Origin of the sequence: Rhizobium sp. BK112, from assembly GCF_014193215.1 — a bacterium.
GTDB lineage: Bacteria > Pseudomonadota > Alphaproteobacteria > Rhizobiales > Rhizobiaceae > Rhizobium > Rhizobium anhuiense.
Genome location: NZ_JACHYZ010000005.1, coordinates 402,323 through 428,459 on the forward strand (window position 1 = coordinate 402,323; position 26,137 = coordinate 428,459).

At 61.8% G+C, this 26,137-nt stretch carries 26 protein-coding genes; 9 read left to right on the forward strand and 17 right to left on the reverse strand.

Features of this window, described 5'->3' with window-relative positions; translation table 11 throughout:
- Window positions 1–111 precede the first annotated feature (111 nt).
- The 3 genes from FHT75_RS17455 to FHT75_RS17465 are packed head-to-tail and all read right to left on the reverse strand — an operon-like array spanning window position 112 to window position 3,955.
- Entirely contained in the window at window positions 112–1,587 is a 1,476-nt protein-coding gene (locus FHT75_RS17455; protein ID WP_063475401.1) for a DUF1254 domain-containing protein, read from the reverse strand.
- A gap of 16 nt (window positions 1,588–1,603) precedes the next feature.
- Window positions 1,604–2,608 carry a haloacid dehalogenase-like hydrolase gene (locus tag FHT75_RS17460; protein WP_063475400.1) on the reverse strand — a complete coding sequence of 335 codons (1,005 nt, stop codon included), beginning with the start codon at window positions 2,606–2,608 and terminating at the stop codon, window positions 1,604–1,606.
- A gap of 24 nt (window positions 2,609–2,632) precedes the next feature.
- The gene (locus FHT75_RS17465; protein ID WP_063475399.1) at window positions 2,633–3,955 is read right to left on the reverse strand and encodes a DUF1214 domain-containing protein; all 1,323 of its coding nucleotides are present in this window, start codon (window positions 3,953–3,955) and stop codon (window positions 2,633–2,635) included.
- A 336-nt stretch (window positions 3,956–4,291) separates the two neighbouring features.
- Between FHT75_RS17465 and FHT75_RS17470 the strand changes: the two genes are divergently transcribed.
- Together FHT75_RS17470 and FHT75_RS17475 are read left to right on the forward strand one after the other, a co-directional pair.
- The gene (locus FHT75_RS17470) at window positions 4,292–5,938 is read left to right on the forward strand and encodes an arylsulfatase (RefSeq protein ID WP_063475398.1); all 1,647 of its coding nucleotides are present in this window, start codon (window positions 4,292–4,294) and stop codon (window positions 5,936–5,938) included.
- 152 nt (window positions 5,939–6,090) lie between these two features.
- Window positions 6,091–7,047, forward strand: coding sequence for a formylglycine-generating enzyme family protein (locus FHT75_RS17475; RefSeq protein WP_063475397.1), 957 nt, complete (start codon window positions 6,091–6,093; stop codon window positions 7,045–7,047).
- A 28-nt stretch (window positions 7,048–7,075) separates the two neighbouring features.
- Here FHT75_RS17475 and FHT75_RS17480 read toward each other — a convergent pair whose 3' ends face one another.
- From FHT75_RS17480 to FHT75_RS17510, 7 genes are all read right to left on the reverse strand, one after another.
- Entirely contained in the window at window positions 7,076–8,056 is a 981-nt protein-coding gene (locus FHT75_RS17480; RefSeq protein ID WP_063475651.1) for a transporter, read from the reverse strand.
- Between the two features lie 120 nt (window positions 8,057–8,176).
- The gene (locus tag FHT75_RS17485; protein WP_063475396.1) at window positions 8,177–9,895 is read right to left on the reverse strand and encodes a hypothetical protein; all 1,719 of its coding nucleotides are present in this window, start codon (window positions 9,893–9,895) and stop codon (window positions 8,177–8,179) included.
- Between the two features lie 139 nt (window positions 9,896–10,034).
- Complete coding sequence (locus FHT75_RS17490) at window positions 10,035–10,319, reverse strand: hypothetical protein (protein WP_063475395.1); 285 nt, start codon at window positions 10,317–10,319, stop codon at window positions 10,035–10,037.
- A gap of 149 nt (window positions 10,320–10,468) precedes the next feature.
- Complete coding sequence (locus tag FHT75_RS17495) at window positions 10,469–10,783, reverse strand: hypothetical protein (protein WP_063475394.1); 315 nt, start codon at window positions 10,781–10,783, stop codon at window positions 10,469–10,471.
- Window positions 10,784–10,900: 117 nt separating this feature from the next.
- Window positions 10,901–11,482 (reverse strand): BA14K family protein, encoded by a 582-nt coding sequence (locus FHT75_RS17500; RefSeq protein WP_063475393.1) that lies wholly within the window; start codon window positions 11,480–11,482, stop codon window positions 10,901–10,903.
- Window positions 11,479–11,646, reverse strand: coding sequence for a hypothetical protein (locus FHT75_RS17505; RefSeq protein ID WP_176707377.1), 168 nt, complete (start codon window positions 11,644–11,646; stop codon window positions 11,479–11,481). Before FHT75_RS17505 ends, FHT75_RS17500 begins: the two co-directional genes overlap by 4 nt.
- Before the next feature lie 149 nt (window positions 11,647–11,795).
- Window positions 11,796–12,194, reverse strand: a complete 399-nt coding sequence (locus FHT75_RS17510) for a DUF1236 domain-containing protein (protein WP_063475392.1) — start codon at window positions 12,192–12,194, stop codon at window positions 11,796–11,798.
- Between the two features lie 197 nt (window positions 12,195–12,391).
- Here FHT75_RS17510 and FHT75_RS17515 point away from each other — a divergent pair, with 197 nt between their 5' ends.
- Window positions 12,392–12,685, forward strand: a complete 294-nt coding sequence (locus FHT75_RS17515; protein WP_063475391.1) for a hypothetical protein — start codon at window positions 12,392–12,394, stop codon at window positions 12,683–12,685.
- 58 nt (window positions 12,686–12,743) lie between these two features.
- Here FHT75_RS17515 and FHT75_RS17520 read toward each other — a convergent pair whose 3' ends face one another.
- Complete coding sequence (locus FHT75_RS17520) at window positions 12,744–13,586, reverse strand: class I SAM-dependent methyltransferase (protein ID WP_063475390.1); 843 nt, start codon at window positions 13,584–13,586, stop codon at window positions 12,744–12,746.
- Between the two features lie 162 nt (window positions 13,587–13,748).
- Here FHT75_RS17520 and FHT75_RS17525 point away from each other — a divergent pair, with 162 nt between their 5' ends.
- From FHT75_RS17525 to FHT75_RS17535, 3 genes are all read left to right on the forward strand, one after another.
- Window positions 13,749–13,925, forward strand: coding sequence for a hypothetical protein (locus FHT75_RS17525; protein ID WP_176707376.1), 177 nt, complete (start codon window positions 13,749–13,751; stop codon window positions 13,923–13,925).
- A gap of 63 nt (window positions 13,926–13,988) precedes the next feature.
- Window positions 13,989–15,377: a sensor histidine kinase gene (locus FHT75_RS17530; RefSeq protein WP_063475389.1), complete on the forward strand. Its 1,389-nt coding sequence runs from the start codon at window positions 13,989–13,991 to the stop codon at window positions 15,375–15,377.
- Between the two features lie 2 nt (window positions 15,378–15,379).
- Complete coding sequence (locus tag FHT75_RS17535) at window positions 15,380–16,003, forward strand: response regulator (protein WP_047614536.1); 624 nt, start codon at window positions 15,380–15,382, stop codon at window positions 16,001–16,003.
- Between the two features lie 15 nt (window positions 16,004–16,018).
- On the opposite strand, the gene FHT75_RS17540 is transcribed toward FHT75_RS17535, so the two are convergent.
- A complete protein-coding gene (locus FHT75_RS17540) occupies window positions 16,019–16,540 on the reverse strand; it encodes a hypothetical protein (RefSeq protein WP_082849729.1) in 522 nt (173 codons plus the stop codon).
- 298 nt (window positions 16,541–16,838) lie between these two features.
- On the opposite strand from FHT75_RS17540, the gene FHT75_RS17545 reads away from it, so the two are divergent.
- The 3 genes from FHT75_RS17545 to FHT75_RS17555 all read left to right on the forward strand — a co-directional run bounded on the left by FHT75_RS17545 (window position 16,839) and on the right by FHT75_RS17555 (window position 18,528).
- Window positions 16,839–17,336, forward strand: a complete 498-nt coding sequence (locus FHT75_RS17545) for a hypothetical protein (protein WP_063475388.1) — start codon at window positions 16,839–16,841, stop codon at window positions 17,334–17,336.
- Between the two features lie 92 nt (window positions 17,337–17,428).
- Window positions 17,429–18,223: an exodeoxyribonuclease III gene (xth, locus tag FHT75_RS17550; protein ID WP_063475650.1), complete on the forward strand. Its 795-nt coding sequence runs from the start codon at window positions 17,429–17,431 to the stop codon at window positions 18,221–18,223.
- A gap of 122 nt (window positions 18,224–18,345) precedes the next feature.
- A complete protein-coding gene (locus tag FHT75_RS17555; protein WP_063475387.1) occupies window positions 18,346–18,528 on the forward strand; it encodes a hypothetical protein in 183 nt (60 codons plus the stop codon).
- 34 nt (window positions 18,529–18,562) lie between these two features.
- Here FHT75_RS17555 and FHT75_RS17560 read toward each other — a convergent pair whose 3' ends face one another.
- From FHT75_RS17560 to FHT75_RS17580, 5 genes are all read right to left on the reverse strand, one after another.
- Window positions 18,563–20,632, reverse strand: coding sequence for an FAD-binding protein (locus FHT75_RS17560; RefSeq protein WP_063475386.1), 2,070 nt, complete (start codon window positions 20,630–20,632; stop codon window positions 18,563–18,565).
- Window positions 20,629–21,807 (reverse strand): Gfo/Idh/MocA family protein, encoded by a 1,179-nt coding sequence (locus FHT75_RS17565; protein WP_063475385.1) that lies wholly within the window; start codon window positions 21,805–21,807, stop codon window positions 20,629–20,631. Before FHT75_RS17565 ends, FHT75_RS17560 begins: the two co-directional genes overlap by 4 nt.
- A gap of 24 nt (window positions 21,808–21,831) precedes the next feature.
- Window positions 21,832–23,487, reverse strand: coding sequence for a GMC family oxidoreductase (locus tag FHT75_RS17570; RefSeq protein WP_063475384.1), 1,656 nt, complete (start codon window positions 23,485–23,487; stop codon window positions 21,832–21,834).
- 1 nt (window position 23,488) lies between these two features.
- Window positions 23,489–25,039 carry a GMC oxidoreductase gene (locus FHT75_RS17575; RefSeq protein ID WP_047614523.1) on the reverse strand — a complete coding sequence of 517 codons (1,551 nt, stop codon included), beginning with the start codon at window positions 25,037–25,039 and terminating at the stop codon, window positions 23,489–23,491.
- Between the two features lie 15 nt (window positions 25,040–25,054).
- Window positions 25,055–26,137, reverse strand: a 1,083-nt coding sequence (locus tag FHT75_RS17580) for an ABC transporter ATP-binding protein (protein ID WP_183845017.1), incomplete at its 5' end; no start/stop codon positions are given.

The following is a 26,137-nucleotide window of genomic DNA, read 5'->3' on the forward strand; positions in this document are numbered from 1 at the left end:
GCCGGCGCTGCAACTTGTTCCATTGCGGCAAGAGGGGTTGGAGAATTCCGGCGACAGCGACGCCTTCCGCGGGATGGCCGGCTTCTGCATCCACTGGCAACGTTTCGAAATTTAGGCGCCTTTGCGTACCGGCGGCGGCGACCAGGTGCCGTCCATAACAGGCGTTTGCGGCCAATAGGCGCGGAGATAGAGGGAAAACTCGCCCGCGGGCGTGGGCAACCAGTTCGACTCTTTGTCCTTGCCTGGTGACATCCGCTGAACGTAGATCGTCAGAGAGCCATCGCTATTGTATTCGAGTGTCTTGTTCTTCGTGCCCAAGGAGTAGCGGGACAGCGCGTTTGGCACGAAAAAGTGCTGGGCGTCGTAAAGCGTCAGGGACCAGAAGCCATTGACGTGCGGGGTGGAGCCCTTTGGAAACGTGACGGTATAGCTCATCGCACCGCTCAGACGCTGCCCTTCCTCGTCGAGGTCCTGATAGAGATACTTGGTCTCGGTCGGAGCGTTCACCAGGATGTTGGATTTGGCCACCGCCGTCCGAGTGAAATAGTCGGTGCCGAAGGCGGCATTGTTATCAGTGGTCGACCAATGGCCGTCGCGCTGTACGCCCCAATTCCGGAACTGAAGCAGCGGCTCCACCAACTCCGTTTCCGCCTTCGCGGCTTCCTCGATCATTGCATCCATGATCTTGGAATCCTGCTGCGCGGCGGCGAGAACCGCCAGGATCTGTGCATATTTCGCCTCCTCGCCCGGCAGCGGCGGCGCATCCCTCATCACCTCAGGCAATTGCTGGAAGATGGTTTCCGGAAAGACCCATCTGGTCTCGGCGGCTCCGCCTTCCGCCGTCGTCGAGCCAAGCGTCGGCAGCGAGCGCCAGTCATGCGCCTTCATCTTCCCATCGAATTCGGAGAGCGGATAGAGATCGATCGTCGAGATGACCTTCTGGATTGCCTCGCGGTCTTCAGCCGTATCGTCCATGAATACGCGCGGACCAAAGAAGGCCGTATGGGTGCGCGCCCGGAAGACCTTGGTGATGCCTTTCGGAACCTCGCCGTTCCAGTCCGGGCCGGCAAGCAGGTAGAAGCCCGGTTGTGTCCCATACATCGCCCCGAGCTGCGCGAAACTGTCGGTGCGGATGTCAACGACCTGATAGACCCAGAAGCGGCCGCCGAAGTCAGGCACCTGCAGGACAACGGGCGTCTGGTCGAGTGCGGCAATGGCTCCGCCATAGACCACGTCCTGGTTCGGGCAAGCCACCCAACGCTGGTCCGCCTGGATATAGTCGTGCAGCATCGACAGCCTGTTCAGCGGCGCGAACGGCAGCACCCCATTCATCAGCCCCACCTTCGGCGCCTTTCCGAAGGCCAGCCGTCTATTGTAGATGTTGATCATCGGCCAGGCCCAGAAGTAGGCGTCGCGCGCCACCATCCGTGCGTATTGTTCCGTGATCTCCATCCCGCTGTCCGGGCCTGACGGCATGGAAAGCTGCCAGACCGGCGACAGCGAGAGGGGTTCTGCCGCAACGCTTAAGGACAGCCCCGCCAAAGTTGCTCCAACCACGCCGGCAAAGGCAAAACATCTCGATCTCATCGCGTCCTCCTCACCTTCATTTTCCGACGATCGTTTTCCAGTCGTTCCTCATACTGACGACCTGGAAGCCATATTTTCCGGCGGCGTTCAGCGAGTAGTCGTCGGACTCCGAATAGGCGTATTCCCGCTCGCCGTCGTCATGATCGATCAGAAGCTGGAAGCTCGGGCCGTTTCGATCCTTGGACCAGCGCATCATGGCGATGTCGCCGCGCCCGCCCTCGTTGCCGCCGACGAAGACGGGACGCCTGCCCATTGCAAGATTGATGCCGACGGGCTTGCCCGCGCCGTCGTTGAACTTGTCGATGGTGCCGTCGAACACCAGGACGGTCCTGCCCTCCCGCTCGTCGAGCTTTGTCCCTGCGGTGCTTCCGATCACCCTCTCCGCCGGAATTGTAAACATCTCCATCGAAAGCTCCCGCGTGATCAGCACGGGGCTGCCGCTGCAGATCCAGTTCTGGAAGCCGTTTTCCGCCAGCAGCGCCAGGAGTTCGCGCATCGGCTGGTAGACCGTCTTCGAATAAGGCACGGCGAATTTCGGATGGGTTTCCTTGTCCAACAGCGGCTTCACATTCTTCACGATCTCCTCGGTCGTCCTGCCATCCGTCGCAACGGCCACCAGATCGAGGATGCCCTGTTGGCCGGCCGCATGGAGCGCTTCCTCGTCACCCTTCAGCAATGCGGCCACCGCCGGCTTTTCGCCGAGGAACGGCTTCCTGGCCACCGCTTCCTTGATGTCGGTCAGTACCGGAACAAGGGCGATCGGCACCGGCTTTTCGGGAACGAGCGTGCCGTCCATGTCGAAAACGGCGACGCGGTCTTCGCGCGAGACGAAGCCGGCCCCGCCTTCTGTCGTCGCGCTCTCGACGAAATCGAGGATCGCCCGCTTCGTCGGCGTGTCGTTCCACGACGGCAATGGATCGTTCTGCGCGAAGGCGGCGGAAGCCGAAAGCAGCAGCACTGTGATGATCGCCACCAGTTTCGAGGATGTGAAGGCTGCGTGATGCTGTCCTAGTCTGCTCATGCTCCGTGTCCCTCCCCGGCCGGCTCAATCGGCCTTCACCAGCGCCGGCGGCCAGTAGGTGCCATTGGCGACCCCGTCGAGCGGCCCGTAGAAGCGGAAGGTCAGCCGATACTTCTGGCCCTTCGGTATCGGAAGCCAGTTTCCGTCAGGCGCTTCGGCCGGCTTTTCTGCGGCAAAATAAAGGGTGAGCGATCCATCGGCGGCGTACCGGGGATGGGTCTGTTCGTTGAGCAGGTAACGCTTCGACGCATTGGGCAGGACGCGGAAATGAACATTGTCGACGGCGATCACTGACCAGAAGTATTTTGCGAACCGCGCCGGCAGCGCATCCTTGGGAAAGGTCAGCTTGTAGACATGGTCGCCGGTCAGGTCTTCGCCGCTCTCATCCTTTCCGCCGCGGTAGTAGAGCACTTCAGGTTTGATGTTCGCCCAAATGCCACCGTTGTTCACCAGCGTGCGCGTCAGGTAGTCCAGCCCATATTCGCCGACGACGCCTGGGCGCGCCCAACCGTTGTGTACGATGCCATGGCCGATCGTCGCCCCTGCTTTGGCCAGTTCCGGGAAGGCGTGCTGCTTGATGACGCCGTCCACGCGCTCGCGCTCGTCAGGATTATCTCTAACGGCAGTGGCAATGGAGCGAACCTGCGCCTGCAACGGTTCGAGCCCGGGATTGGTGTCCGGCCCACTTTCCAGCGCCGCCGCGGCCGCATCGAAGGCCTCTGCTCCAGGAAGGTGCTCGAGTTCGAAGATCGGCGTTTTCGGAATATCCGGCAGTTTCGGCGTGCCGGTTGCCCGCAAGGTGAACATTTGCTGCAAGGCAACGGCCCGATCCGGGTCATCGCCGAGGGCCACGCGCGCGAGCACCCGCGAATGGGGAACGGGAAGGTCGATGCGCAGTGCATCGCTGGGCACCTCGACTTTTGCCCCCTGCAAGCACATGGCGAAGTCGCCCGATCGTCTGTTGGGAAATACGCGCTCATTGATATTGGCGAGCGTTTCGCCCCAGCCATTCAGGAATTGCACCGTATAGTATCGATCCGCAATTTCCGGGACGGTGACGATGGTGCAGCTGGTTTCGTCAACAGCCACCCAGGCCTCGGAATAGGCGACGTCCAGATTGGGATTGGGCCAGTCGACCGCACCGGGCTTGCGGTGGATCAGTTCGTTCCACTTGAAACCCTCCTGAAAGTCGAGCTGCTGCTGCCGTGTCACCAAGAGGCGGCCGAGCAGATAGATGTAGGCCTGGCTGATGTCCTCGTCGCTCAACGGAGTGGCCGCCTTGGCGGGTGCTGCTACCGTGCCGGCCGCGATCAATGCGAGGACCATCCCGATGTTATTCCGCCTCATCCAGCATCTCCTCTTGGTAACCACCGGAGCTGCGGGCGAAGGTGAAGGCGGTCGTTCATGAATGGAAGTACGCAACGGTAACAAGCGACGTAACAAAGGCGCGTGCCGCCGAAACCGCCGGAGGTCGGCGAGCCCCTCCCGAAGCGGGTGAGCTCCGCTGCTCTCCCAATAAAGACGGCTGCAACGTCGTTGTTACGGTGCCTTTTACTGTTGCGTACTTCTATTTACGCCCTTTCTCGAAAAGAGTTCGTACGTCGGCATCCCCTTTCGATCCCGTTCGACAGAAACCGAGGAGAACGCAATGACCTGCGAATTCGACATGAACGGAGCGCAGCCATGAAAACGCTTCCGAGACGCATCCTGAGCGCAGGGGCGGCCTTGGCCGTCGCCCTCGCCTCCACTTCTCTCGTGCCCGTTAAAGCTCTGGCACAGACCGCGCCGGCTCCCACCGCCTCGGCGTCCTCAGACGCCTCCGCCGCCAAACCCAATATCCTTGTCATCTTCGGAGACGATGTCGGGCAGACGAACATCAGTGCCTATTCGGACGGTGTGGTCGGCTATCGGACACCCAATATCGACCGGATCGCCAATGAGGGCATGAGGTTCACGGACTACTACGCTGAAAACTCCTGTACTGCCGGCCGTTCGACCTTCATCACCGGGCAGACCTGCCTGCGGACGGGCCTCTGCAAGGTGGGCGCGCCGGGAGCTCCCGTCGGACTGCAGGCGGGCGACATTACGATCGCCCAGGCATTGAAGCCGCTCGGCTATGCCACCGGCCAGTTCGGCAAGAACCACCTTGGCGACAAGGACGAGTATCTGCCGACCAACCACGGCTTCGACGAATTCTTCGGCAACCTCTACCATCTGAACGCCGAGGAGGAGCCGGAGGCTCCTTACTGGCCGAAGGACGACGCGGAATTCCTCAAGGCCTATTCGCCGCGCGGGGTCGTCAAGGTTTCGGCCGACGGCAAGATCGAGGACACCGGCCCGCTGAACAAGAAACGCATGGAGACGATCGACGACGAGACGACCGCAGCAGCGATCGACTTCATCGACCGCCAGGTCAAGCAGAACAAGCCGTTCTTCATCTGGATGAATACGACGCGAATGCATGCCTTCACTCACGTGCGGGAATCCATGCGCGGACAGAGCGGCATGGTCGGCAACGAATATGCCGACGGTATGGTCGAGCACGACGGCGACGTCGGCAAGCTTCTGAAGGCGCTTGACGATATCGGCGTGACCGACAACACCATCGTCGTCTACACGACCGATAACGGGCCGAACCAGTGGTCGTGGCCGGACGCCGCGACGACGCCGTTCCGCAGCGAAAAGGACACCAATTGGGAAGGGGCATTCCGCGTTCCGGCAATGGTGCGCTGGCCCGGCCACATCAAGCCCGACGAGATTTCAAATCAGATATTCTCCGGGCTCGACTGGTTTCCGACCCTGCTGGCAGCGGCGGGAGACCCGGATGTCAAGAACCGTCTCCTTCAAGGATGGAAGCCGGAGGGCAGCGCCGTCAGCTTCAGGAACCATCTCGACGGTTACAACCAGCTCGATTACCTCACGGGCAAGACGGAGAAGAGCGCGCGTAAGGACTTCTACTACTTCGACGACGACGGCGATCTCGTCGCAACGCGCTTCGACGACTGGAAGGTCGTGTTCAAGGAGCAACCTGCTCCCGGAGGCTTCGCCGTCTGGCAGACACCCCTGATCACCTGGCGAGTTCCCAAATTGTATAACCTTCGGATGGATCCCTATGAGCGGGCCGACATCGTGTCGGACCAATATAACGACTGGATCGCCCGAAACGACTATCTGCTGGTGAAGGGCCAGTTGCAGGGTGCTGCGTTCCTGCAGACCTTCGTCCAGTTTCCCCCAAGCCAGCGAGGCGCGAGCTTCAACATCGAGGGCGTCCGCGAGGAGGTCGATAAGGCGATCGACAAATCCTTCAAGGATCGCGGCATCGAGAAGTAACTGCGAAGAGTGGGAGGCGCGCAACGGTCTTCGCGTCTCCATCTTCTTTGGCTGAGGGCGGGAACGCCGGCTGTTACGGTTGCTGTAACTGTTGCATACTTCCCTGTCCCGCGCTCCCGCGCCAATCTGCCCGACAACGAGAGGAGGCGGCGATGGCACTGGCATTCGACGACGCGGCACTACGTCGGCAATCCGACCTCGTGTGGATCGAGGGCCGCACCTTCATGATGGGTTCGGACCATCATTACCCGGAAGAGGCGCCTGCCCACCCGGTAAAGGTCGACGGCTTCTGGATCGAACGAACCCCAGTCACGAACCGCAAGTTCATGGAGTTTGCCAAGGTCACCGGATACGTCACCGTTGCCGAGACAATTCCCGACCCCAATGACTATCCGGGCGCACGGCCTGAGATGCTCCGCGCCGGGTCCCTGGTCTTCACCATGCCGAAGGAGGTGAGCGGCCCCGACATCTCGCAGTGGTGGACATTCAAGTTCGGAGCCAACTGGCGGCGGCCGCTCGGCGGTCTCAGCGACCTTAGAGGGAAGCTCGACCATCCGGTGGTGCACGTCGCCTATCCCGATGCAAAGGCATATGCCGAATGGGCGGGGATGGACCTCCCCACGGAGGCGGAATGGGAACTGGCCGGCCGCGGCGGTCTCGACGATGCCGAATACGCCTGGGGCGACGAGCTGACGCCCGCAGGCAAGCCGATGGCCAACATCTGGCAAGGCACCTTCCCGACGCATAGCACGAAGCCCAAGGGTTGCGAACGGACAACGCCCGTCGGCGCCTTTCCGCCGAACGGCTACGGCCTCCACGATATGATCGGCAATGTCTGGGAATGGACGAGCGATTTCTGGTCAACCCGCCATCCGGAACCTGCGAAGCACTCCTGCTGCATTCCGACCAATCCGCGCGGCGGCGATATCGAGGCAAGCTTCGATCCCCGGCAGCCGCAGATCAGGATTGCCCGCCGCGTCCTGAAGGGCGGCTCCCACCTCTGCGCGCCGAACTACTGCCGCCGCTATCGCCCCGCCGCCCGTCACGCCGAGCCCGAGGACACTTCGACGAGCCATGTGGGCTTCCGCTGCGTGAAGAGAGCAAGCTGACGAGGTCTTTGATCCGCATAGGGAGCCGTCACTTCGCGGCCACGTCGAGGCGCTTCGGTACCGACAGCGGTATCGCGATCGTCAGGAAGACCGAGTCTCCTTCCGCACGGTTCTCGACGTCGAATTCATGGAAGTATTTGATTCTGGCCGAGACCGGATGGTCGGCGACTTCGAAGTTCCATCCGATCGTTGCGCCGACTGCGAATGCCCTTCCCTTGAACGGCCCGTTCGCTCCCTCGCCGCTGTCGCCCGTCACCTGGTCGTAGGCGTAGCCGACAAGGCCGAGATCCCACTTCCGCTCGAAGTGCTTGAGTGCTGCCCATTCGAAGTGAAGCTCATTGCCCGTCCGGTAGTCGGTGGCAGGGTTCTCGGCGTTGAACGTCATGCCGATCGCGCCGGAAAGTTCGATGCCCGAGGCGGGGTCGAGCCATGTGAGAGCGGCGTTGACGTCGACGCCCCAGTGGTGGAAGGCGATGTTGGAGATTTCGCCGTCCTGATAGTCGCCGATCGGCACGTTGACCATCAGGCCGGTGTTCCAGTGAAAATTGCCGGCGTCCCAGCCGATCATACCGCTGACGATCGGATCGCCGATCGTGAAGATGGGGTCGCTGACCGACCCGGTCACGGCGCCGCCGCGCGGCCCGGCAAGCGTCAGATCGGCATCGGTGTTCATCCAGCCGTAGGGTATCGTCACCCCGATGCCGGCGCGTCCGCCCAACACCTCTTCGGGAAGGACCCACAGCAGGCTAGGAGCAGCGAGCACCGCGTCGCCGGTGACCCCCACCGCAAGCCGGCCACCTGTCGGCAGCTGCTTGTTCCCGCCGAGGTCGCCGCTGTAGAGCCAGATGTCGTTCTGAAAGTACACGCCGGGCGGCGGCGTGATGCCTGCCTCGGGGCCTTTCGAGCCGAGCAGATAAAAGCCAGCCCCGCGTTCAGCCGCCAAAGCAGCGCCGGGAAGCGCCATCGCAGCCGTCAGAGCAATGGCGTAGCGGTGTATTCCGACTGTCATCATCGTCCCCATTTCGATAGAGGGCAGCGCATCCGGCTCCCCCTTTTGCCCGGTCCTGCCAACCGGCGCCGACAGAATGTCGGAGGCCGGATTCGGCACAAGTACGCAACGTAACAGACGTCAGTTGGCCGCCTGCGTCCGTTCCGCGGTTGCTCTCTCCGCCTTGGTGAGCCCCTCCTCAAGCGACGCGATCACCTCGGCCGGATACCGGCGGCGCTCCATCCACGGTTTAAGAGAGGTCCGGTAGTCCGGCAGCATCTCCTCGAGGCGGGCAAGGCTTCCCACGGCCGCAGTCGAGCCCATCTCCCCCAAGGCAGCGGCCCGTATCGCCCGGACGACGAAATCGCTGCAATTGATCTGTTCGGAAACAAGCGAAGCGTTGGACCAGTCACCCTTCCGGTAGGCTTCGAGGGCGAGCACGATGCGGGCGTCGCGGGGGACGGCCTCGACGTTTTCGGACGCGTCCTCGGCGAGCGTCACGCCGGCGGCGCGATAACCGGAGCTGTAGAGGACGCCGGCAAGCTTGGCGAGGACATCGGGGTTGTCGGGGTTGAGCGTCAGCGCCCGGTTTCCGGAAGCGATCGCCGCATCCGTCCGGCCGGCGTAGAAGTGCGCCAACATCAACGCGACGTAGCCGCGGTCGGATCCCGGATCGACGGAGACCGCCCGATTGGCGAGCGTCGTCGCCTCGGCGAAGTCCGCCGTCTCGGGATCGGCTCCCTCGGTGACGACCAGGATCCGCGAGAGCACGGCCATGGCGTCGGCATTGTTGGGCGCAAGCACGAGCGTCCGCTCCAGGCATGGACGGGCGGCGGCGACGCTTTCCCGCCCGCCCTCGTCCAATGCATACTCGCCTCTCAGCACGCAGGCGTTTCCGAGCGCTCCAGCGAAGGCGTCGTCGTGAGCCTCGAGATTGCCGATCACGCCGCGGCTGCTGGCGAAGCGCCGGGCAAGGATCGACACGAGTTCGGAGCGGACCACGGCTTCGCTTCTGCCGTCGAGTTGGACCTTGTCGACGCCCGACTTCAGGACGCCGCCATCAAGGCCGTCGACCACCTGCCACCAGACCGTCCTGTCATCGTCGGCGGCGTAGTACTTCAATTCAATCTCATACGAGGCGGCAACGGGCGCCTTCGGGCTTTGCCGACGCGCGACGATATCGAGGGTCCTGAACTTGGAGAGCGCCGACACCAGGTACCTCGCTACGCCATCCGCCTCGGCGGCATGGCCGTCGTCGGCGGCCGACATCTCGACAGTGACATGGGGACGCACGGTCATCTCGGGACGCCCGACCACGAATGAAGCCGCTGCGGCGCCTGCCGCGGCGAGAGCCATGGCGATGGCGCCCACCCGATAGACCTGCGCCCTGCGGATTCCGGCCCGGCTCCGCTCCGTCATCGCCGGCGCGTCTTCGGTCGAAAGTTCGACATAGTTCTCCGCCTCTTCCATCTCCTCGTCCGTCGGCTTGGAGATGACCACCGAGGGGGTGAATACGGCGAGATAACGGCCGACCGGAAGGTGAACGGTGACGTCGAGTTCCGGTCCGTAGGCCTCGTAATAATAGCTGAGCGCGCTCCTGAGGCGGCTGACCTCGATCCGGACGATGGGGTCCGCATTGGTGTCGAAACAGGCGGGCCGATTGAGCACGTCGAGCGCGATGGCGTAGGCTTTCACCCCGCTCTTCTCTCCCTCGAAGCAGCGCTCCGCGATGTATCTGAGTATGCGCTTTGCCCTGTCCGTCGCATGAAACCGCTGATCTGCCAGCAGTCTTTCCAGTTCCGCCCTGGCTTCGTGCAGTCCGACCTCGCACCGTCCGGCGATATGTTCGTCCGCTCCCATCGCAGCCCCTCCGCCAAGGTTCATGCTATATTAGAGAAAACGAACTTATCGCCCGGATGACAAGAAGTTGCAATCGCAATTACCAACAAAACCGAAACGTTAGCGGATCCACATAGGAGTGTCGCGGTTCGGAGCACGTTCATTTGTGCTGGAGACAGTACTGGATGACGTCGGTCTCTATTTCGGAACAGACAATGCGATATTCTTGAAGAAGGCCGCCAGAGTCCTCCGCCTGGCCGCGTTCCAGTCGGTCGAGCATGGCGGTCGCCTCGTCATAGGCCTCGCACAGGTCCAGGAGCGACGCCCGGCGGGCTGCAATCATCTGCAGCTGACCGCGTATGCTCGGCAGCTTCACCATCAGCTTGAGCAGCCCCCGATGCGACGCTCTCCCCACGTCCGAGTTTCCGCTATGTCCCGCGCTCATCGCACCATCCGTACCTCCCCTCGCCTGAAGCCGGGAATGCTATCGGATCGCTCGACATCGGGGGAGTACGCAACGGTAACAGGAGCAGCGTTTACGGAGACAGGTGTCCACTGCAGCCTGTCTTGCAACATTACATTTGCTGCCGTTCCTCAATGAATTGTCTTCGGCCGCTTCTTCGTATGCGAAATGTCATCGAGCGTCGCCATTAGCTTTTCGAACTCGTTCAGGACACGATTGAACTCGGCGTCCTGCATGCTGACGATTTCCGAGATCGTCGAAGACACGGAGGCGATGAGGGTGTCGATCCAAACGCAGCGCTCGGCCGGCACGTTTCCGAGCGCGCGCCGCCGATGCGCCTTCAGTTCGTGGAGGATGCGAACGATGAGGGCTCCTCTATCCGCCCTGCTCAAGAACGGGAGCCTTGTCTGCGCCTGCTGGATTTCCGTTATCAGCGTCGTTGCCATCCCCGATCTCCAACCTCTAATACAACCGGTTATCACAACCGCAGCGTTTGTAACACGGACTTTGGTCCGACATCCCGGTCAGTCCAGCTTGGCATAAATCGCGCCCACCCCCTATGATCAATTGCGCGTCGCAACGAGATCCGACATGTCGCAGGAGCGTCTCGGTCCATCCCATGGTTGATATGTGTTGTCTTCCGGTCGATACGACTTGTAGCGAGCAGCGCACCGGGCTGCCGCCTGTGCATTCGCTTTCATGCCGACGCGTTCATCGGATTCGGCGGTGATCTGCCGGAACGGCGGCGAGCACTCGCGGGTCTCGCCGCTATAGGATCGATAGGTGTTCGTTTCGGGATTGAAGGAGCGGTAGCGTTCCCCACACCAGGCAAGGTGTTCGGCCGAAAGTTTTGGCTGAGGCGGCGGAAGTTCGGTTGACGGGCGAGCGGCATCCGATCTTGCCGCTGACATCATGATGGCCGGCGCCTCGGTGACATAGCTGGAATAGAGCGGCGGAATTCGCTCATAGCGCTGCTGCCGCGGGTCGATTTTCACTGGCGTCGTCGTCCATAGATCGCGTGCTGCGAGGTCGTTGAAGATGTGTGGTTCGGACTCCGCCACGACGTGGGACGCGACAGATGCGGCAGCGATGCAGGCTCCGACAGAGCTGACAATGCCAAAGGCGAGGGATGCGATGGCGTTCATTGTCCCGAACCTTGCTGTTGCGCCTGGGGAACCCAGACGCGGCCGACAGCCGTGCTCTCTCGGCCGCCGGTAGCGACAAGCACGGCGAGAATGCCGGCAATAGCCAGCATGATGGCGATCAGCGGCACGGCCAGACCACCGGATTTCTCTTCGGAATAGATCATGTTCCTCTCCTCAGGCCCGGCGGCGCAGGGCCGCCGGCTCGTTGCTTTGGCCGCACGACGACGCTGGCGTCCGTCGTGCGGCGGTTCTCGGGTCCTTAAAAGTTGATTTCCGGAAGGAAGGCGCGGCAGAGGCCGCGCAGAGGATCAGGTCACTTGATAACCTGGATCACCTTGCGGGACGACGGTTCGACGATGACGCGTTCATCGTTGACCACCGCGTAAGCATAGGTGGGGTCGTCCGGAATGGGCGTGACGACGACCGTCTCCGGCAGGGGTTGACCGACAACGACCTTTTCCTTCACGACCACGCGTGCCGAGGGCGCCGGGGCCTCGCGGACATAGGTGACGACCTTTGCCGGCGGCGGATCGATCGCCGTGCCGACGACTGCGCCGGCAACGCCGCCGACAGCAGCGCCAACGGGACCACCGACGATCGCTCCGGTGATTGCACCGCCGGCCGCACCATTGACGGTCGAGGATTGGGCGAATGCGACGCCCGACATGAGGGTCGCGGCAGTTGCTGCGCCGACGATAAGTTTGGAGAGCATGGTTTCCTCCTTCTGTTGGAGCGGCCTTCGTGACCGCTGCCAAACCAACTGGCTGGAGGCGGGGTCGTTCCACGCCCCGGACCTCAGTCTGAGCGATCCCGGCCTTTGGTCCTAAACCCATTCCAACGTCCGTTGCCGACGCTATTTCAGAATCGAGAAGCAGCGTAATCGCGGGCATAGGCAGGAGATCGAAGGAGATGGCGCGATCCAACCGTCGGGAAGCCGGACGCAGGCGCCTGGCGATGCGCCTGCCGCAGATGCGGAAGCTGATCATGGAAGCGCGCGACCCGTGGCTGCTCGAGCTCTTCGAAGCCTATCAGATGGCAGTCGAAGCCCGCGACTCCGTTCGAACGCGACGGTTCAATCCGAACCTGGTGCAAGAGTACGACGAGACCTGTTTGGTGATCGAGCGGCACGTCATTCGCGCGATAGAGGACCCCTCCTACGCAAACCCGCTAAAGTCCGATGAGCCGTCATATCCGGGCGGATAGATCTCTTGGACCGCCTGAGGAAGCGCCTGATCGAGACGACACCCTGCGCCACGCAGCATTATGATGCGCGGCCGGCGGCGATGAGCGCGCTCATGCGGCCGCTAGGACGGGCTCCGTAGCGCGATTGCACGCGCTCGGCTACCTGATCGACGATTTCCGACATACGTTCCGGCGCCCGCTGTTCGATTTCTCCCCTGAGCGGAGTGCCTTGGCAGAACGCCGCAGCCACGTCGCGCGCGGTGGCTGCGACGGATGTCAATTCGACCCGATCGCAGGACACCGCATCAAACCCCGCCGCAGTCAGTTGCGCCTTGATCAGATCGGGGTCGAAGTAGGAATATGGCAAGCGCCTGAAAAAATCCGGCGGATCTGACGGGAAGAACCTTCCCAGGCATTCATCCACACATCTTGCGAAATCGTTGGCCTCGAGTGAATCCCACGTCGAGAACAGAAAATGACCGCCGCTGCGCAACACTCTTTTAGCCTCGCCACAGGCCTTCGGCTTATCAGGAAAGAACATCACGCCGAACTGGCAGACGACGAGATCGAACATCGAGGGCGCAAACGGCAGATCTTGCGCATCGGCGTGCATCCAGTGGGTCCGCGACAGCGTCAGCGAAGATGCGCCGACGTCAATCATCGCTTGGCTGAGGTCGGTAGCAACGATCTCGGTTGCCGGATCAAGCCTCGCCCGTAATGCGCGTGTCAAAGCGCCCGTCCCCGCAGCGACCTCGAGAACACTGCCTGGTTGCGACCGTTCGGCGACGATTGCCATTTCCGCTGCATAGGGTTCGAAGAGGATCGGCACGAGAAAGGTCTCGTATAGGTCGGCAACGCTTTCCGGAAAAAGCGCGAGAGATCCGGCGCCGGCGCCGCCTTCGATATCGACAGAAGCTGTCACTCGCAAACCTCCAGACCCGAGCCCATCGAGCCTGAAATATGCCTGAATCTGCGAATGTCCACGGGATCAGACCTTGGTCCCACCCTTCTCCGACCGAAGTCCCCAATGTGGAACGGGCACCGGTTCCGCTCCGTTTCGAACGATACCGAAGGAGATCCGAACATGTCCCAGACTAATAGATCCCGAATCAATGGCGCCTGCAGCGCGTCCGTTTTCGCTCTTGTTATCGTTCTGGCCGCACTTCTCTACGTTTTCGGCGCAGCCATGTCAGGCGATAGCCTCCGGCTGACCCAGAGCATAGCCGGCGCCGAGATCTTCGATACGAGGAACGCACCCTGACACCGTTTGGAAAAACTCTAAAGAAGCGGTAGGTTATTCTGCAAGTCTCTCGCCGGTATCAAAATGAATTGGCTTCGCCGCTGGAATGCCCGCACCCTCGCCTCCCAGTTCTTCGTCGCGGGTGGGCTCATATCGATCGCCACCATGTTCCTGGTGGGCATTCTCGTCACCCACCTCATAGAGGAGGCAGTCATCCACAATTCCGGTGCTGCAACGGCACTATATGTGGACAGCGTCGTCGCGCCGCTGCTTCCCGACATGCAAAAGGAATCGCTGCTGGACGAAGGCAGTGCCCAGGCTCTCGACGAGACGCTCGGTCAGGGCGCCCTCGGCAGGCGTCTTGTTTCGTTCAAGCTGTGGCGAAGCGACGGCACCATCCTCTATTCGAACGAGAAGGAGCTGGTGGGAAGGAAATTCCCGGTCAACGACAAACTCCGCAGCGCATTCGAAGGGTCTCTGGTCGCGCGCTACGAGATCGCCAGCGATCCGGAAAGCAGCGAGGAGCGCGCACTCGGCAAGCCGCTTATGGAAATCTACAATCCTGTCCTCCAGCCATGGTCCGGACAGGCGGTCGCCGTCATTGAGTTCTACGAGACGGCAGAAGGACTGAGCGACAGTCTGGCGCATGCCAGGCTCCGGAGTTGGGGCGCCGTCGCCGCTCTCACGGCAATCTTTTTCCTTATTCTCTCCGCTCTGGTATTTCGGGGCAGTCGCACGATCGAGGCGCAACGCAAGGATCTCAAGGAGCGGGTCAATGAACTGTCTGCGCTGCTTTCGGAAAATCGCGGGCTTCAGCGGCGGCTGCAGCGCGCCTCCCAGCGGGCGGCGGCGCTCAACGAAACATATCTGCGCAGCATCGGCGCCGATCTGCACGACGGTCCGGCCCAGCACATCGCCTATGCCTCATTGCGGCTGGACAGCGATTTGTTGATCAACGCTTCCACAGAGCCCGAAGCACGCGAGAAAGAGCTTTCATGGATACGCTCGAGCCTTGCCGAGGCGATGACGGAGATCCGCAATATCTGTAGCGGGCTGGTGCTGCCGCAGATCGAGAAGTCCTCGATCACCGAGATCGTCATGCGGGTCGTCGAAGCGCATCAGCATAAGACCGAAACCAATGTCGAAACCGTCATCGACGAGGATGGACCTGAACTTGCTCCTGCTGTGAAGATCTGTATCTATCGCTTCGTCCAGGAAGCCTTGAACAACGCCTATCGCCACGGCGGCGGCGTTCAGCAGGCTGTCAGCGCCGTCTCGCACAAAGGCCATGTCCGTGTCGAGGTCAGCGATCGCGGCAATGGCTTCGATCCGACCGAGGTGAGGCCAGCGAGCCTCGGTCTTGTCGGACTTCGGGAACGCATCGACAGCCTCGGAGGATCCTTCGACATCAAGACAGGGGAAGGTGGGACGACCGTGACCATGACCTTCGAGCCTATGGAAGTGGGAGATTAGCGATGACATCAATCACCATCGGCGTCGTGGACGACCACCCGCTTTTTCGCGAGGGCGTCACGCGCAGCCTGTCGGAGATCAGCAGCTTTGTCGTCATTGGCGAAGGCGCCAGCAGCGATGACGCGGCGATGATCGCTTCGGACAACCGCCCCGACATCATGCTCCTCGATGTCTCGATGCCCGGCGGCGGGCTGTCTGCGATCAGCAACGTCCTGGAGCGGAGCCCGACGACGAAAGTGCTGATGTTGACGGTATCCGAGGAGGTGGACACCTTGCTTGACGCTTTGCAACGGGGAGCGATGGGTTATGTTCTGAAGGGTGTCGGCTCCCGCGGTCTCGCCGAAGCGATCCAAACCGTCCTCGGTGGAACGCGATATATCTCGCCGACCATGTCGGCAAAGGTCATGGAGAATTCACTGAATGGCGGAACGTCGGATAAAAGCAGTCTGACGCCACGGGAACGTGAGGTGATGGATCTTGTCGCTCAAGGCTTGTCAAACAAGCATATCGGCTTGCGTCTCGGCCTGCAGGAAAAGACCGTGAAACACCATATGACCCAGATTCTGAGCAAGCTCGGCGCCTCGAACAGGACGGAAGCGGCTCTGCAATGGCGCGAACTGCATTAGAACAAGATTCAGCTTTTAGCGAAAGAAACGGCTCAATCGGAGGGCATCGTTGGCCGTCGCCTGCCGGCTTACGATCGTCCGTCCTTTCGAGTCCTTCATGATGTAGCGGCCACTGCGCAGGCTTTCCGTGATGCCATTCGCGTGACGGACATTGATCGAGCCATCGGACGCTTCGGTCGCTTTCGTTCCCGATCCTCCCGACGCCCCTGTAGAAGAGGTATTCGAAGAGGAACTGGAAGAGGAAGAGGATCCAGAACCGCTACCGGAGTTGCCACCGCTATTACCATTCCCCGAGCCATTGCCGTTGCCGCCACTATTCCCATTCCCTCCCCCGTTACCATTGCCGCTGTTGCCGTTCCCTCCCCCATTGCCGTTACCGCCGCCATTGCCGTTGTTGCCGTCTTTTGCCTGTGCGCGTTCCACCGCCAGCCCGGGAAGGAAGCCGTCGAGATTCAAAGTGGCTGGCAATGCGGCAGCGACCAGGGCGATGGCCGCGCTGCCGCCCAATCTCAGAAAATCGCGCTTCCGGATATTCATGCAATAGCCTCGTTCGGCGGTTCTTCGCCGTTTTCCATACAATATATGCCATATGGCGCATGAGATTTCTCGCTTTTCCCAATGCAGAATGCAACCGACCTAGGTAGTAGGCACTGGCAAGACTTTGGTCCGACTGATTGATTGTGACCCTCGTCGTCCAGAAAAGTCCGAGCGATTGCGCGCGCCGGCATTGCTCGTTTCGCGCATCGCTGTTGCTCTGTGAGGCGCGGAAGCATTTCTATGGAACTTCTCCGCTCGTCGTCGCTTTGTTTGTCGAAGTGCAACAGAGGAAACCCCGATGGCAAACCCGAACGAATCCCCCGCCGTCCAATCCATGCGAAAAGAACAGGCAGAGCAGCGGAAGCAGTCCCGAAAGGGCGAACTCGACAGAGCAATCGAGGACACTTTTCCGGCGTCCGACCCCGTGTCAGCCACCCACACCTCAATTCCTGCCGGGCGCAGCGACGTCGAGGCCGCCGAGCGCGTGAAGCGAGAGCCCGATCCCACCAAGGTCGACGAGGCGTTTCCGCTCGCGGATCAAGCCCTGCGCTCGACCGGCGAATTCGCCCGTTCCTCCGAAGGATTTGATGCCGATCACGAGAAGATGCGCGCGCTTCAGAAAGAAGCCGGTCGGATAGCGGAGTCGGCTTCGGAGCTGGCTTCCGGGACAGCCCGCCTGGCAAAGGCGGAAGCAAGCAGCTTCGTCCACGACCTCGAGGATCGGATACGCCGGCAGCCGCTGACAGCAGTTGCGATCGTCGCCGGCATCGCCTTCGTCTTCGGTGCGACGCGTTGAGGCGCCAGCCATGGCCGGCAAGACATTCCGAGGAGGAAATTCAAGAGCGTTTCTAGAGCATGTCCGGCTGGGGCTCGGCTTCCGGGAGTATGATGAAAATCGCAACCTACAACGTCAATGGGATCAATGGACGGCTGGACATCCTGCTGCGCTGGCTCAAGGAGGACGCGCCTGATGTGGTGTGCCTCCAGGAACTGAAGACAGACGACGCGGGGTTTCCGCGAAGGGAGATCGAAAGGGCCGGCTACGGCGCCGTCTGGCACGGACAGCGATCCTGGAACGGGGTAGCCATCCTGGCCAAGGGCAAGACACCGATCCTGACGCGGCGCGGACTTCCCGGCGATCCCGATGATAGCCACAGCCGCTATATCGAAGCTGTCGTCGACGGCATCGTGATCGGGTGCCTGTATCTTCCGAACGGAAATCCGTTCCCGGGCGTCAAGTTCGAGTACAAACTCCGGTGGTTCCGTCGCCTGCACGAATACGCCGCCGAACTCCTCGAGCTCGAGGTGCCTTCGATCCTGGCCGGCGACTTCAACGTCATGCCGACGGAGATCGACGTCTATAAGCCGGAACGCTGGCTGGACGATGCCCTCTTCAGACCGGAAGTGCGCAAGGCCTATGCGCAACTCGTCGCCCAGGGCTGGACCGACGCCATCAGGCATCTGCATCCGGGCGAGCGCATCTACACCTTCTGGAAATATTGGCGAAACAGCTTCGAACGTGACGCGGGGCTTCGGATCGACCACTTCCTGCTCAGTCCGGCCGTCGCCCCATGGCTTCGATCGGCGACGGTCCGGAGAAAACCGCGCGGCTGGGAACATACGAGCGACCACGCGCCCGTCATAATCGAGCTCGACATTTCCGAAGCTGGAGCCGACCTATGAGCCTGGGCCACCGCCGGCCGACCAGCGAGGGAACCCGTCATGTCGCCGAGCGTTAGCGTGCAAAGCGCCGATGCGGAGAATCGTTTTCCTGCATCGCAATTCCCCAACCTGAGGTGACCGCTATGGACGAAAGCAAGAACTACCTCAACACCGATGAGATCCAGGCCGACGACCAAATGTCGCCGAAGCCTATCGAAGGCAAGAATCCGCCAAGGCGAATGCGCAGAAGCGAGGAAGCCATTGCCGAAGGCTCTGACGACACCGAGCGAGTTCGTGTTCCGTCCGCGGTTGCGAATCCTGATTGATCAGCCGATCTGGCGTCCCCTCATTCGTCCGACCTCAGTCGTAGATGCGGCCCGTCAACCAGGATGGCCAGTCCCGCTCGAAGAAGGACTTGGCGCTTTCATCGAAACTACGGTTCGCCCGCGTTGAAAGCCTTATCTCATCACCATCGAGAAGAACGACGATCTGCTCCTTGCGATGCGATTCGCGTTCTTTCCGGAAGCGATAATCCGGCAATGGACCTGAGCGCGCGAGCGGCGTGGATTCGCCCGCTATATCGCATATCGCTCGCGCCCCACGGCTGCCGCCGCCACCGCGAATGAAGAAATCAAGCGCGCTGAGCACGGCTTCCGAGGCGAGCGCCATATGCCGCCATTGCACGCCTCGGACCGCCTCCGCTGCGCGACCATAGGCGACGCCGTTGGCGCGGATGTCCACATTCAGTTTGCGCGCTTCGATCAAGGCTCGGGCCACATTCTGCTGATCGCAGAGGATGCCAGCCTTCTCGCTCATTCGCGCCTGCACCTCCGAGCGGATCGATTTGACGGTGAGCGGGCTCTCGGTGCGAAGGGCGGCAAGGAGATCGGAGATGCCTGTCTCTGCCGTACCGGTTATATCCCCTGAAGCTGCCCGCTTCGCCCTGCCGCTCGCGCTGATGTGCTCGGCCGCGCGGGTGCCGAAGACCTGCCCGGCATTGAGCGCTGCCCCACCCGGCCGCGTCACCCCATGGGTGCCCGCTGCCTCCCCGACCGCGTAACAGCCGCCGAGATTGCTGCGGCCCCAGGTGTCGACCATGATGCCGCCGTTCATATGCTGGTTGTTGACCGCAAATTCGAGCGGCTCTTCGGCAATATCGATCTTATAGCGGCGGTAGAGTTCGATCGCGAGCGGGTTCATATGCTTCAATCGATCGATCGGCATGTCCTGGTCGGCGCCGGCCTTGCCGAGATAGTCGCGGACATCTTCGTCCAGTCTTTCCAGGCTGAACGGCAGGTCGCCCGGTACGGACAGCGGATTGCGGTTGAAGTCCATGAAAACGCGCCGGCCAGCGGCGGTTTCGCCAGAGATGGCGAGATCGACCAGGCTCGAGCCGAAATCGAGCATGCGCGTCGCATGAAAGGGCCACTGATAGCCCTTGCGGAAGACGTTCGACGCCAGTTCCTGCGTGCTGCGGTAATAGTCTGCCAGGAAGTGGTGTTCGACGCCTTCGCGATCGAGCGAGTAGATATGCGGGATCGCCTGGACATAGGTGCCCGACAGGTTCCATGGGAAGCCTTCCCTGCGCGTTCCGATGCCGAACTGGCTTTCGGTCAGGTTGACGAGTTCGACGCCGGCTTCCAGCGCCAATCCGAGAGAGCCGAAGCAGCCGTTGGGATAAACGCTGTCGCGATAGAGTTCGCCCGGCCCGCCGGCGGCGAGCACGATCACGCTGCTGACGAACAGCGCGATACCCAGCGGATTCTGTTCCGTACGGTCGCCGGCGCGCATGACAAGTATGCCGAGGACATGACGGTCAGCCCCCTCGCCCCCAGTGAGGATCTTGACCGCCGTGGTCTGGTTGTAAAACGGCACGCCCAGTCGGATCGCCTCCTCGGCCAGCACCTTGACCATCAGGCGCGAGGTGCGCGGGCCGCAGCTGGTGGCGCGGCCGACCTCATCATGATCGGTCTGATATCTCAGCGTTCCCCCAAGCGGATCCTGGGGCAGCGGCAGGCCCAAGAACTGGAGCGACGCCATCATCCGGGACGAGCCCACCGCCTCGACGTAGGCCGTGTCCTCGTCCATCGCGCCGCCGCTGCGGATGGATCGGGCCATCGCCTTGTAATTGTCGCCCTGATCCGCCGTATTCGCAGTGTGCAGGGTCTGCTTGTCCGATCCCGAACAGGCCGAGGTTCCACCCCACGCGCTTTGGCTGACGATAACGACGTCATCGCCGCGCCGCTTCAATTCCACCGCCGCCCGCAGACCTGCCGCGCCGGATCCGACGACGACGCAGCCGGCCCGATAGACCGGCACCTCGACGCCGGCGAGCCGGACCGTTTCCGAAGGAGCGGCCTCGGGTGGCAGCCGCGGCATGTCGACATCGGTCAGCGCGTCGAGAATTTCCTGCGGAACGTCCATGGTCATTGGCGTTCAGCCAGCGGGATGTCGACCCAGCGCCTCTGCCGGGAAGACTCCATGCATGCGTCGACGATCTGGCAGATGTGGTGACCGGTCTCGAATGTCGGCCACATCGGCCTGTTGGCAACGATCGAGCGGATCACCTCGGCCACTTCGATGATCTTGCTTTCATTGTAGCCTAATCCGAAATTCGGCAGCGGGAGAAAAGCCCGGAAGGTCGAATTTTCAGGTCCCACGTCGATCTCCCGGAAGCCGCGCCGCCCCGTCCGGTCGTCGTTGGAGTAGAAGCGCAGCCGGTTTATCTCGTCATAGTTAAAGGCGATGCTGCCTTTCGTTCCGTAGATTTCATAGGTCTGCATGAACTTGCGGCCGGTCGCCACACGGCTGAAATCGACGATCCCGCCGGCGCCGTTCTCGAACCGGCACAGCAGGTTTGTTGCATCGGGGTTGGTAATCTCAGCCCAGGACTCGTTGCCGGTCAGTTTCACCTGCTCGCCATAGGTTAGGCCCTCGACGACGGGCCGGCGCGGCGTCACGATCAGATTGTCGGCGATCAAGGAACTGACGCGACCGACCAGGAAATCCATGAAACTGAAGATGTGCGAGCCGGTGTCGCCGACGATCCCGGTCGGTGCCAGCTTTCCATCGGCCCGCCACATGAACGGTGCATAGGGATCACCATAGATGTCGACGTGCTGGCAGCCGCGGAACAGCTTGATCTCGCCGATTTCGCCGGATTGAATGATGTCTTTCGCCAGATCATGGACCGGGTTTCGGGGAAAGGCGTGCCCGACGCGGGTGATGACACCCTTTTCCCTGGCGATGTCGGCCAGCTCCCGCGCTTCAGCGGCGGTGTTTGCCAATGGCTTCTCGCAGTAGACATGTTTGCCGGCCAGCAAAGCCGCCTTGGCCACCTCGTAGTGAAGATGGTCAGGCAGGCAGATATCGATCAGATCGACATCGGGATCAGCGACCGCCAGGTTCCAATCCCGAAGAATTTTTGCGCCCGGCGCTCGGTGGCCAATATCCTCGGCTGCCGTCGAGGGGCCTTCGACGAGAGCGACGACCCGCGCCGTTCCGTCCGACACTCCGAAGAAATGCGGAAAGGTCTGGTAGGCCATCGTGTGGACCTTCCCCATCCAGCCCGAGGCGCCAAGCACGGCCACTTTGACTTCAGACATTGTCGTCTCTCCTCTCGACGCGGCTCACCGGATTTCGGCGCGAGCCCGAGGCCGCGCATCGTTGCGTTCGTAGGCGAAAATGGTGGGGGCAAGTGCCGGCAAGCCCCGAATGAGGTCCGACCCTTTTTCACCGACCATGATCGTCGGGGCGTTGGTGTTGCACGACGGCACGCGCGGCATGACGGATGAATCGCATACCCTCAGGCCTTCGAGGCCATGGACCTTGAGATCGAGCCCGACAACCGCGTCGGGCCCCGTCCCCATCTTGCAGGTACCGACCGGATGATGATCGGTCTTTGCGTTGGCGCAGCCATAATCGAAGAGCTCTTCGTCGGTCATGACCTTCGGTCCCGGAAGCCTTTCGGCCATGACATAGGGCTTCAGCGCCGCCTGCTGCATGATCTCGCGCGCGAGCTTGAGCCCCTCCAAAGACATCTTCCTGTCGTGAGGATCCGACCAGTAATTGGGGTCGATCAAGGGCGCGGCAGCCGGGTCGGCGGATGACAGACGGACCGTCCCGCGCGAGCGCGGATGCAGATAGGCAGAGTTGAGCGTCACACCTGCATTCTTGAGCCGCTCGACGCCCGCTTCGATGCCCGATCCCAGACCGAGGTGGAACTGGATATCAGGGGAACGCGCTTGCGGATCGGCGTACCAGAAACCGCCGGTCTCGAAGAGCGACGAGGCGACCGGACCGGTGCGGAACAGGACATACTGAAGCCCTGCCCAAAGCGTGCGGTGGATCTTTGCGACGCCGTCATAGGTGTGATCGCCGGTGCATTCGGATATGACGAAAAGATCCAGGTGATCCTGGAGGTTGCCGCCGACACCCGGCAGATCGTGAAGCACCTTGACGCCAACCGAGCGCAGATGGTCGGCCGGTCCGATGCCGGACTGCAGAAGCAGCTTCGGCGATCCGATAGCGCCGGAAGAAATCAGCACTTCGCGTTCGGCGCGGATGATCTCCTGGCCGCGCGCGGTCACGATCTCGACGCCTGTCGCACGGCCTCCCTCGACGATGATGCGCGCGACGCGAGCGCCGGTCCGGACCGTCAGGTTCTTGCGGTCCTTGATCGGCGAGAGATAGGCGAGCGAAGCCGACGACCGGCGGCGATTGCGCTGCGTCAGTTGGTAAAATCCCACGCCCGCCTGCTGGCGGCCGTTGAAATCGTGGTTGTAGGGAATGCCGAGTTCCTGCCCCGCACGGATATAGGCGTCGCAGATCGGCAGCGGCGCAGCCGGCATCGAGACCCCCAGCGGACCGCCATAGGCGTGGTAGTCGTCGGCGAAGCGCTGGTTGTCCTCCGCGCGTTTGAAATAGGGAAGGATCGAGCGGTAATCCCAGCCCTCGCAGCCGTCCTCCCGCGCCCAGAGGTCATAATCCGCAGCGTTGCCGCGAGTATAGAGCTGTGCGTTGATCGACGAGCCGCCACCGATGACTTTGGCCTGCGTGTAACGCAGCACCCTGCCTTTCATGTGCTTCTGGGGAACGGTTTCCCATCCCCAACTGGCGACGCCTTTGGTCATCTTGGCGAAGCCGGCCGGCATGTGAAACAGCGGATTCCAGTCGCCTCCACCCGCTTCGAGCAGGAGGACACTGACATCAGGATCTTCGCTCAGCCGGCTTGCCAGCACGCATCCTGCCGGACCGGCGCCGGTGATGATGTAATCGAATCCCATTTTACTGTCCTGTTGCATCCGGCCTGGCGACCGCCAGCGCCTCTGTCATGCCCGCAAAGTCCTTCGCCGCAATGTGATCCGCCACTCTCAGCGCCTGGGCGGCGACGGTGAGCGCAGGATTGACCGCCGCCGAGGTAGGGAGGAAACCGGCGTCGACGACGAAGAGGTTCTGGTGATCGTAGGAACGGCAGTACGGATCCAACGGCGCTGTCGCGGGATCGTTGCCGATGCGGATCGTTCCGCATTGATGGGAGGGCGTGCGTTTGTCGAAGGGTCGCGACAGCACGACCGGAAATCCGATCGATTTCAGGATGACCTTCAGCTTGGCGACAAGGGCAAGATGGGCGTCCCAGTTGCTTCGCTGCCATTGAAGAATGATCCGGTCTCCATCGACCATGACCCGGCTTTCGGGATTGGGCACGTCCTCGCTCATGGCATAGAAGTCGATGGCATGGGTTGTGATGAAGCGCAGAAACCATTCCGGAGCCTGCGGCAGAGAGCCCTTGAGGACTTTCTCGGAAATGCGGCCCAGGAGCTGCACATTGCCGAGCGGTGGTCCTCCCTCACCGTCCGAGAGATAGAAGTCGTTAAAGGCAAACGTCTTCTGGTAGACAGCCGTGTTCCTGAATTTTGGCGAGACGCCGATAACGGCCGACGCATTGTGGTTCATGAAGTTGCGGCCCACCTGGTCGGAAGAATTCGCCAGGCCGCTTGCGAAGCGGTCGTTTTTCGAGCGCAGCAAAAGCACGGAGGACTGGACCGCCCCGGCGGCGAGGATGACGATCTTCGCCGAAACGGTCAGCGTCTCACCGTTCTTGACATAGGTCACCCGGTCGATCCGGTTCCCCGCGCCCATGTCGAGCCTCGTCACGCGCGCATTGGTTTCGAGCCGGACGTTCTCGTGCTTCAGCGCCACCGCAAGGGCTGCAGTTTCGGCGTCCATCTTGCCGTCCCGTGAATTGGGATGCGCATCCCAAGGCGTGCGTGCCTTGGAGAGCCAGGCATCCAGATCCAGGCCGAGCGGCAGGGAAAACGGATGCAGGCCTTTCTTCTTGAGACGCGCCCTGACATCGGCGATCGGCGCCTCGTCAGGGACCGGCGGATAGTCGTAGGCAGCCGAATGATACGGTTCCGTGGGATCCTCGCCCAGACTGCCGCGAACCTGATACATCAGTTCCGCCCGGCAATACCACGGCTCCAGGGTTTCATAGGGAAACGGCCAGGCCGGCGACACACCTTCCCGGTGCTCGATGACGTCGAAATCCTGCTCGCGATAGCGCGACAAGACCGCGCCGTAAAACTTCGAATTCCCGCCGACATTGTAGTAGTTGCCGGGGTTGAATCCCTTGCCGTTCGCCTCGTACCAGGTTTCCTTCGGCCGAAAATGCCCGCGCTGGAAGATGGCGCGCTGGTCGCGATTGACCGGAAGATCGGCGATGTGATCGCCGGCCTCGAGGATCAATATCCGGGCGCCGGTCACCGCCAGGCCGGCGGCGACCGTGGAGCCGCCGACGCCTGAACCGATGATGACGATATCTGGTGAACCGCTCATATCAGCACCTGGCCATCACCCGATCCTCGCCTGGCTTTCTGGATCGAAGAACACGGCCTTATCGAGATTGAAGGCCAGTCGGGTTGTCTGGCCAGGTGCAATGCCGGCATCGGCGCGCAGGCGGGCGACGACGGATTTGCCGCCGAGCTTGGTGACGGCGAAGGTGTCGGAGCCGGCCGGTTCGACGACTTCGATCAGGCAGTCGCCCTCGCTCAGCATACGCGCCTTGCGGTCGGCGCCATCCGGATCGGTCAAGGCCTCGGGGCGGATGCCGAAGATCACCTGTCTGCCGGTATAGGTGGTCAGGCCATTGTTGCCAGCCATGACGGGGAGCTTGAGCGGGGCGGCATTCGGCCGCTCCAGCGAGACTTCGAGCCCGCCGGCGCCGTTCTCGACGGTGGCGGTCAAGAGGTTCATCGCCGGCGATCCCATGAAGTCGGCGACGAAGATATTGGAGGGGCTGTTATAGATCTCGGCTGGCGTGCCGAACTGCTGCAGCACGCCGTCCTTCAGCACGGCGATCTTGGTCGCCAGCGTCATCGCCTCGATCTGGTCATGGGTGACATAGACGAAGGTGGTGCCCATGCGCTGATGCAGCCGCTTGATCTCGGTGCGCATGTCGACGCGCAGCTTGGCATCGAGATTGGAGAGCGGCTCGTCGAACAGGAAGACCTGCGGGTTGCGCACCAAGGCTCTCCCCATGGCGACGCGCTGGCGCTGGCCGCCCGACAGCTGGCTCGGCTTGCGGTCGAGCAGATGGCCGATCTGCAGCATGTCGGAGACTTGCTTGATCGCCTTGGCACGTTCGTCCTTCGGTACGCCGCGGATCTCCATGCCGAAGGCGATGTTGCCCGCCACCGTCATGTTCGGATAGAGCGCATAGGACTGGAACACCATGGCGATGTCGCGCTTGGAGGGATGCAGGCCGCTGATGTCGCGCCCGTCGATCCTGATATCGCCCGAGGTGATCGTCTCCAGCCCGGCAATGGTGTTGAGCAGGGTGGACTTGCCGCAGCCGGACGGGCCGACCAGCACGAGAAAGCCGCCCTTGTCGAGTTCGAGGTCGATGCCCTTGAGAATGTCGACGGCGCCGAAGCG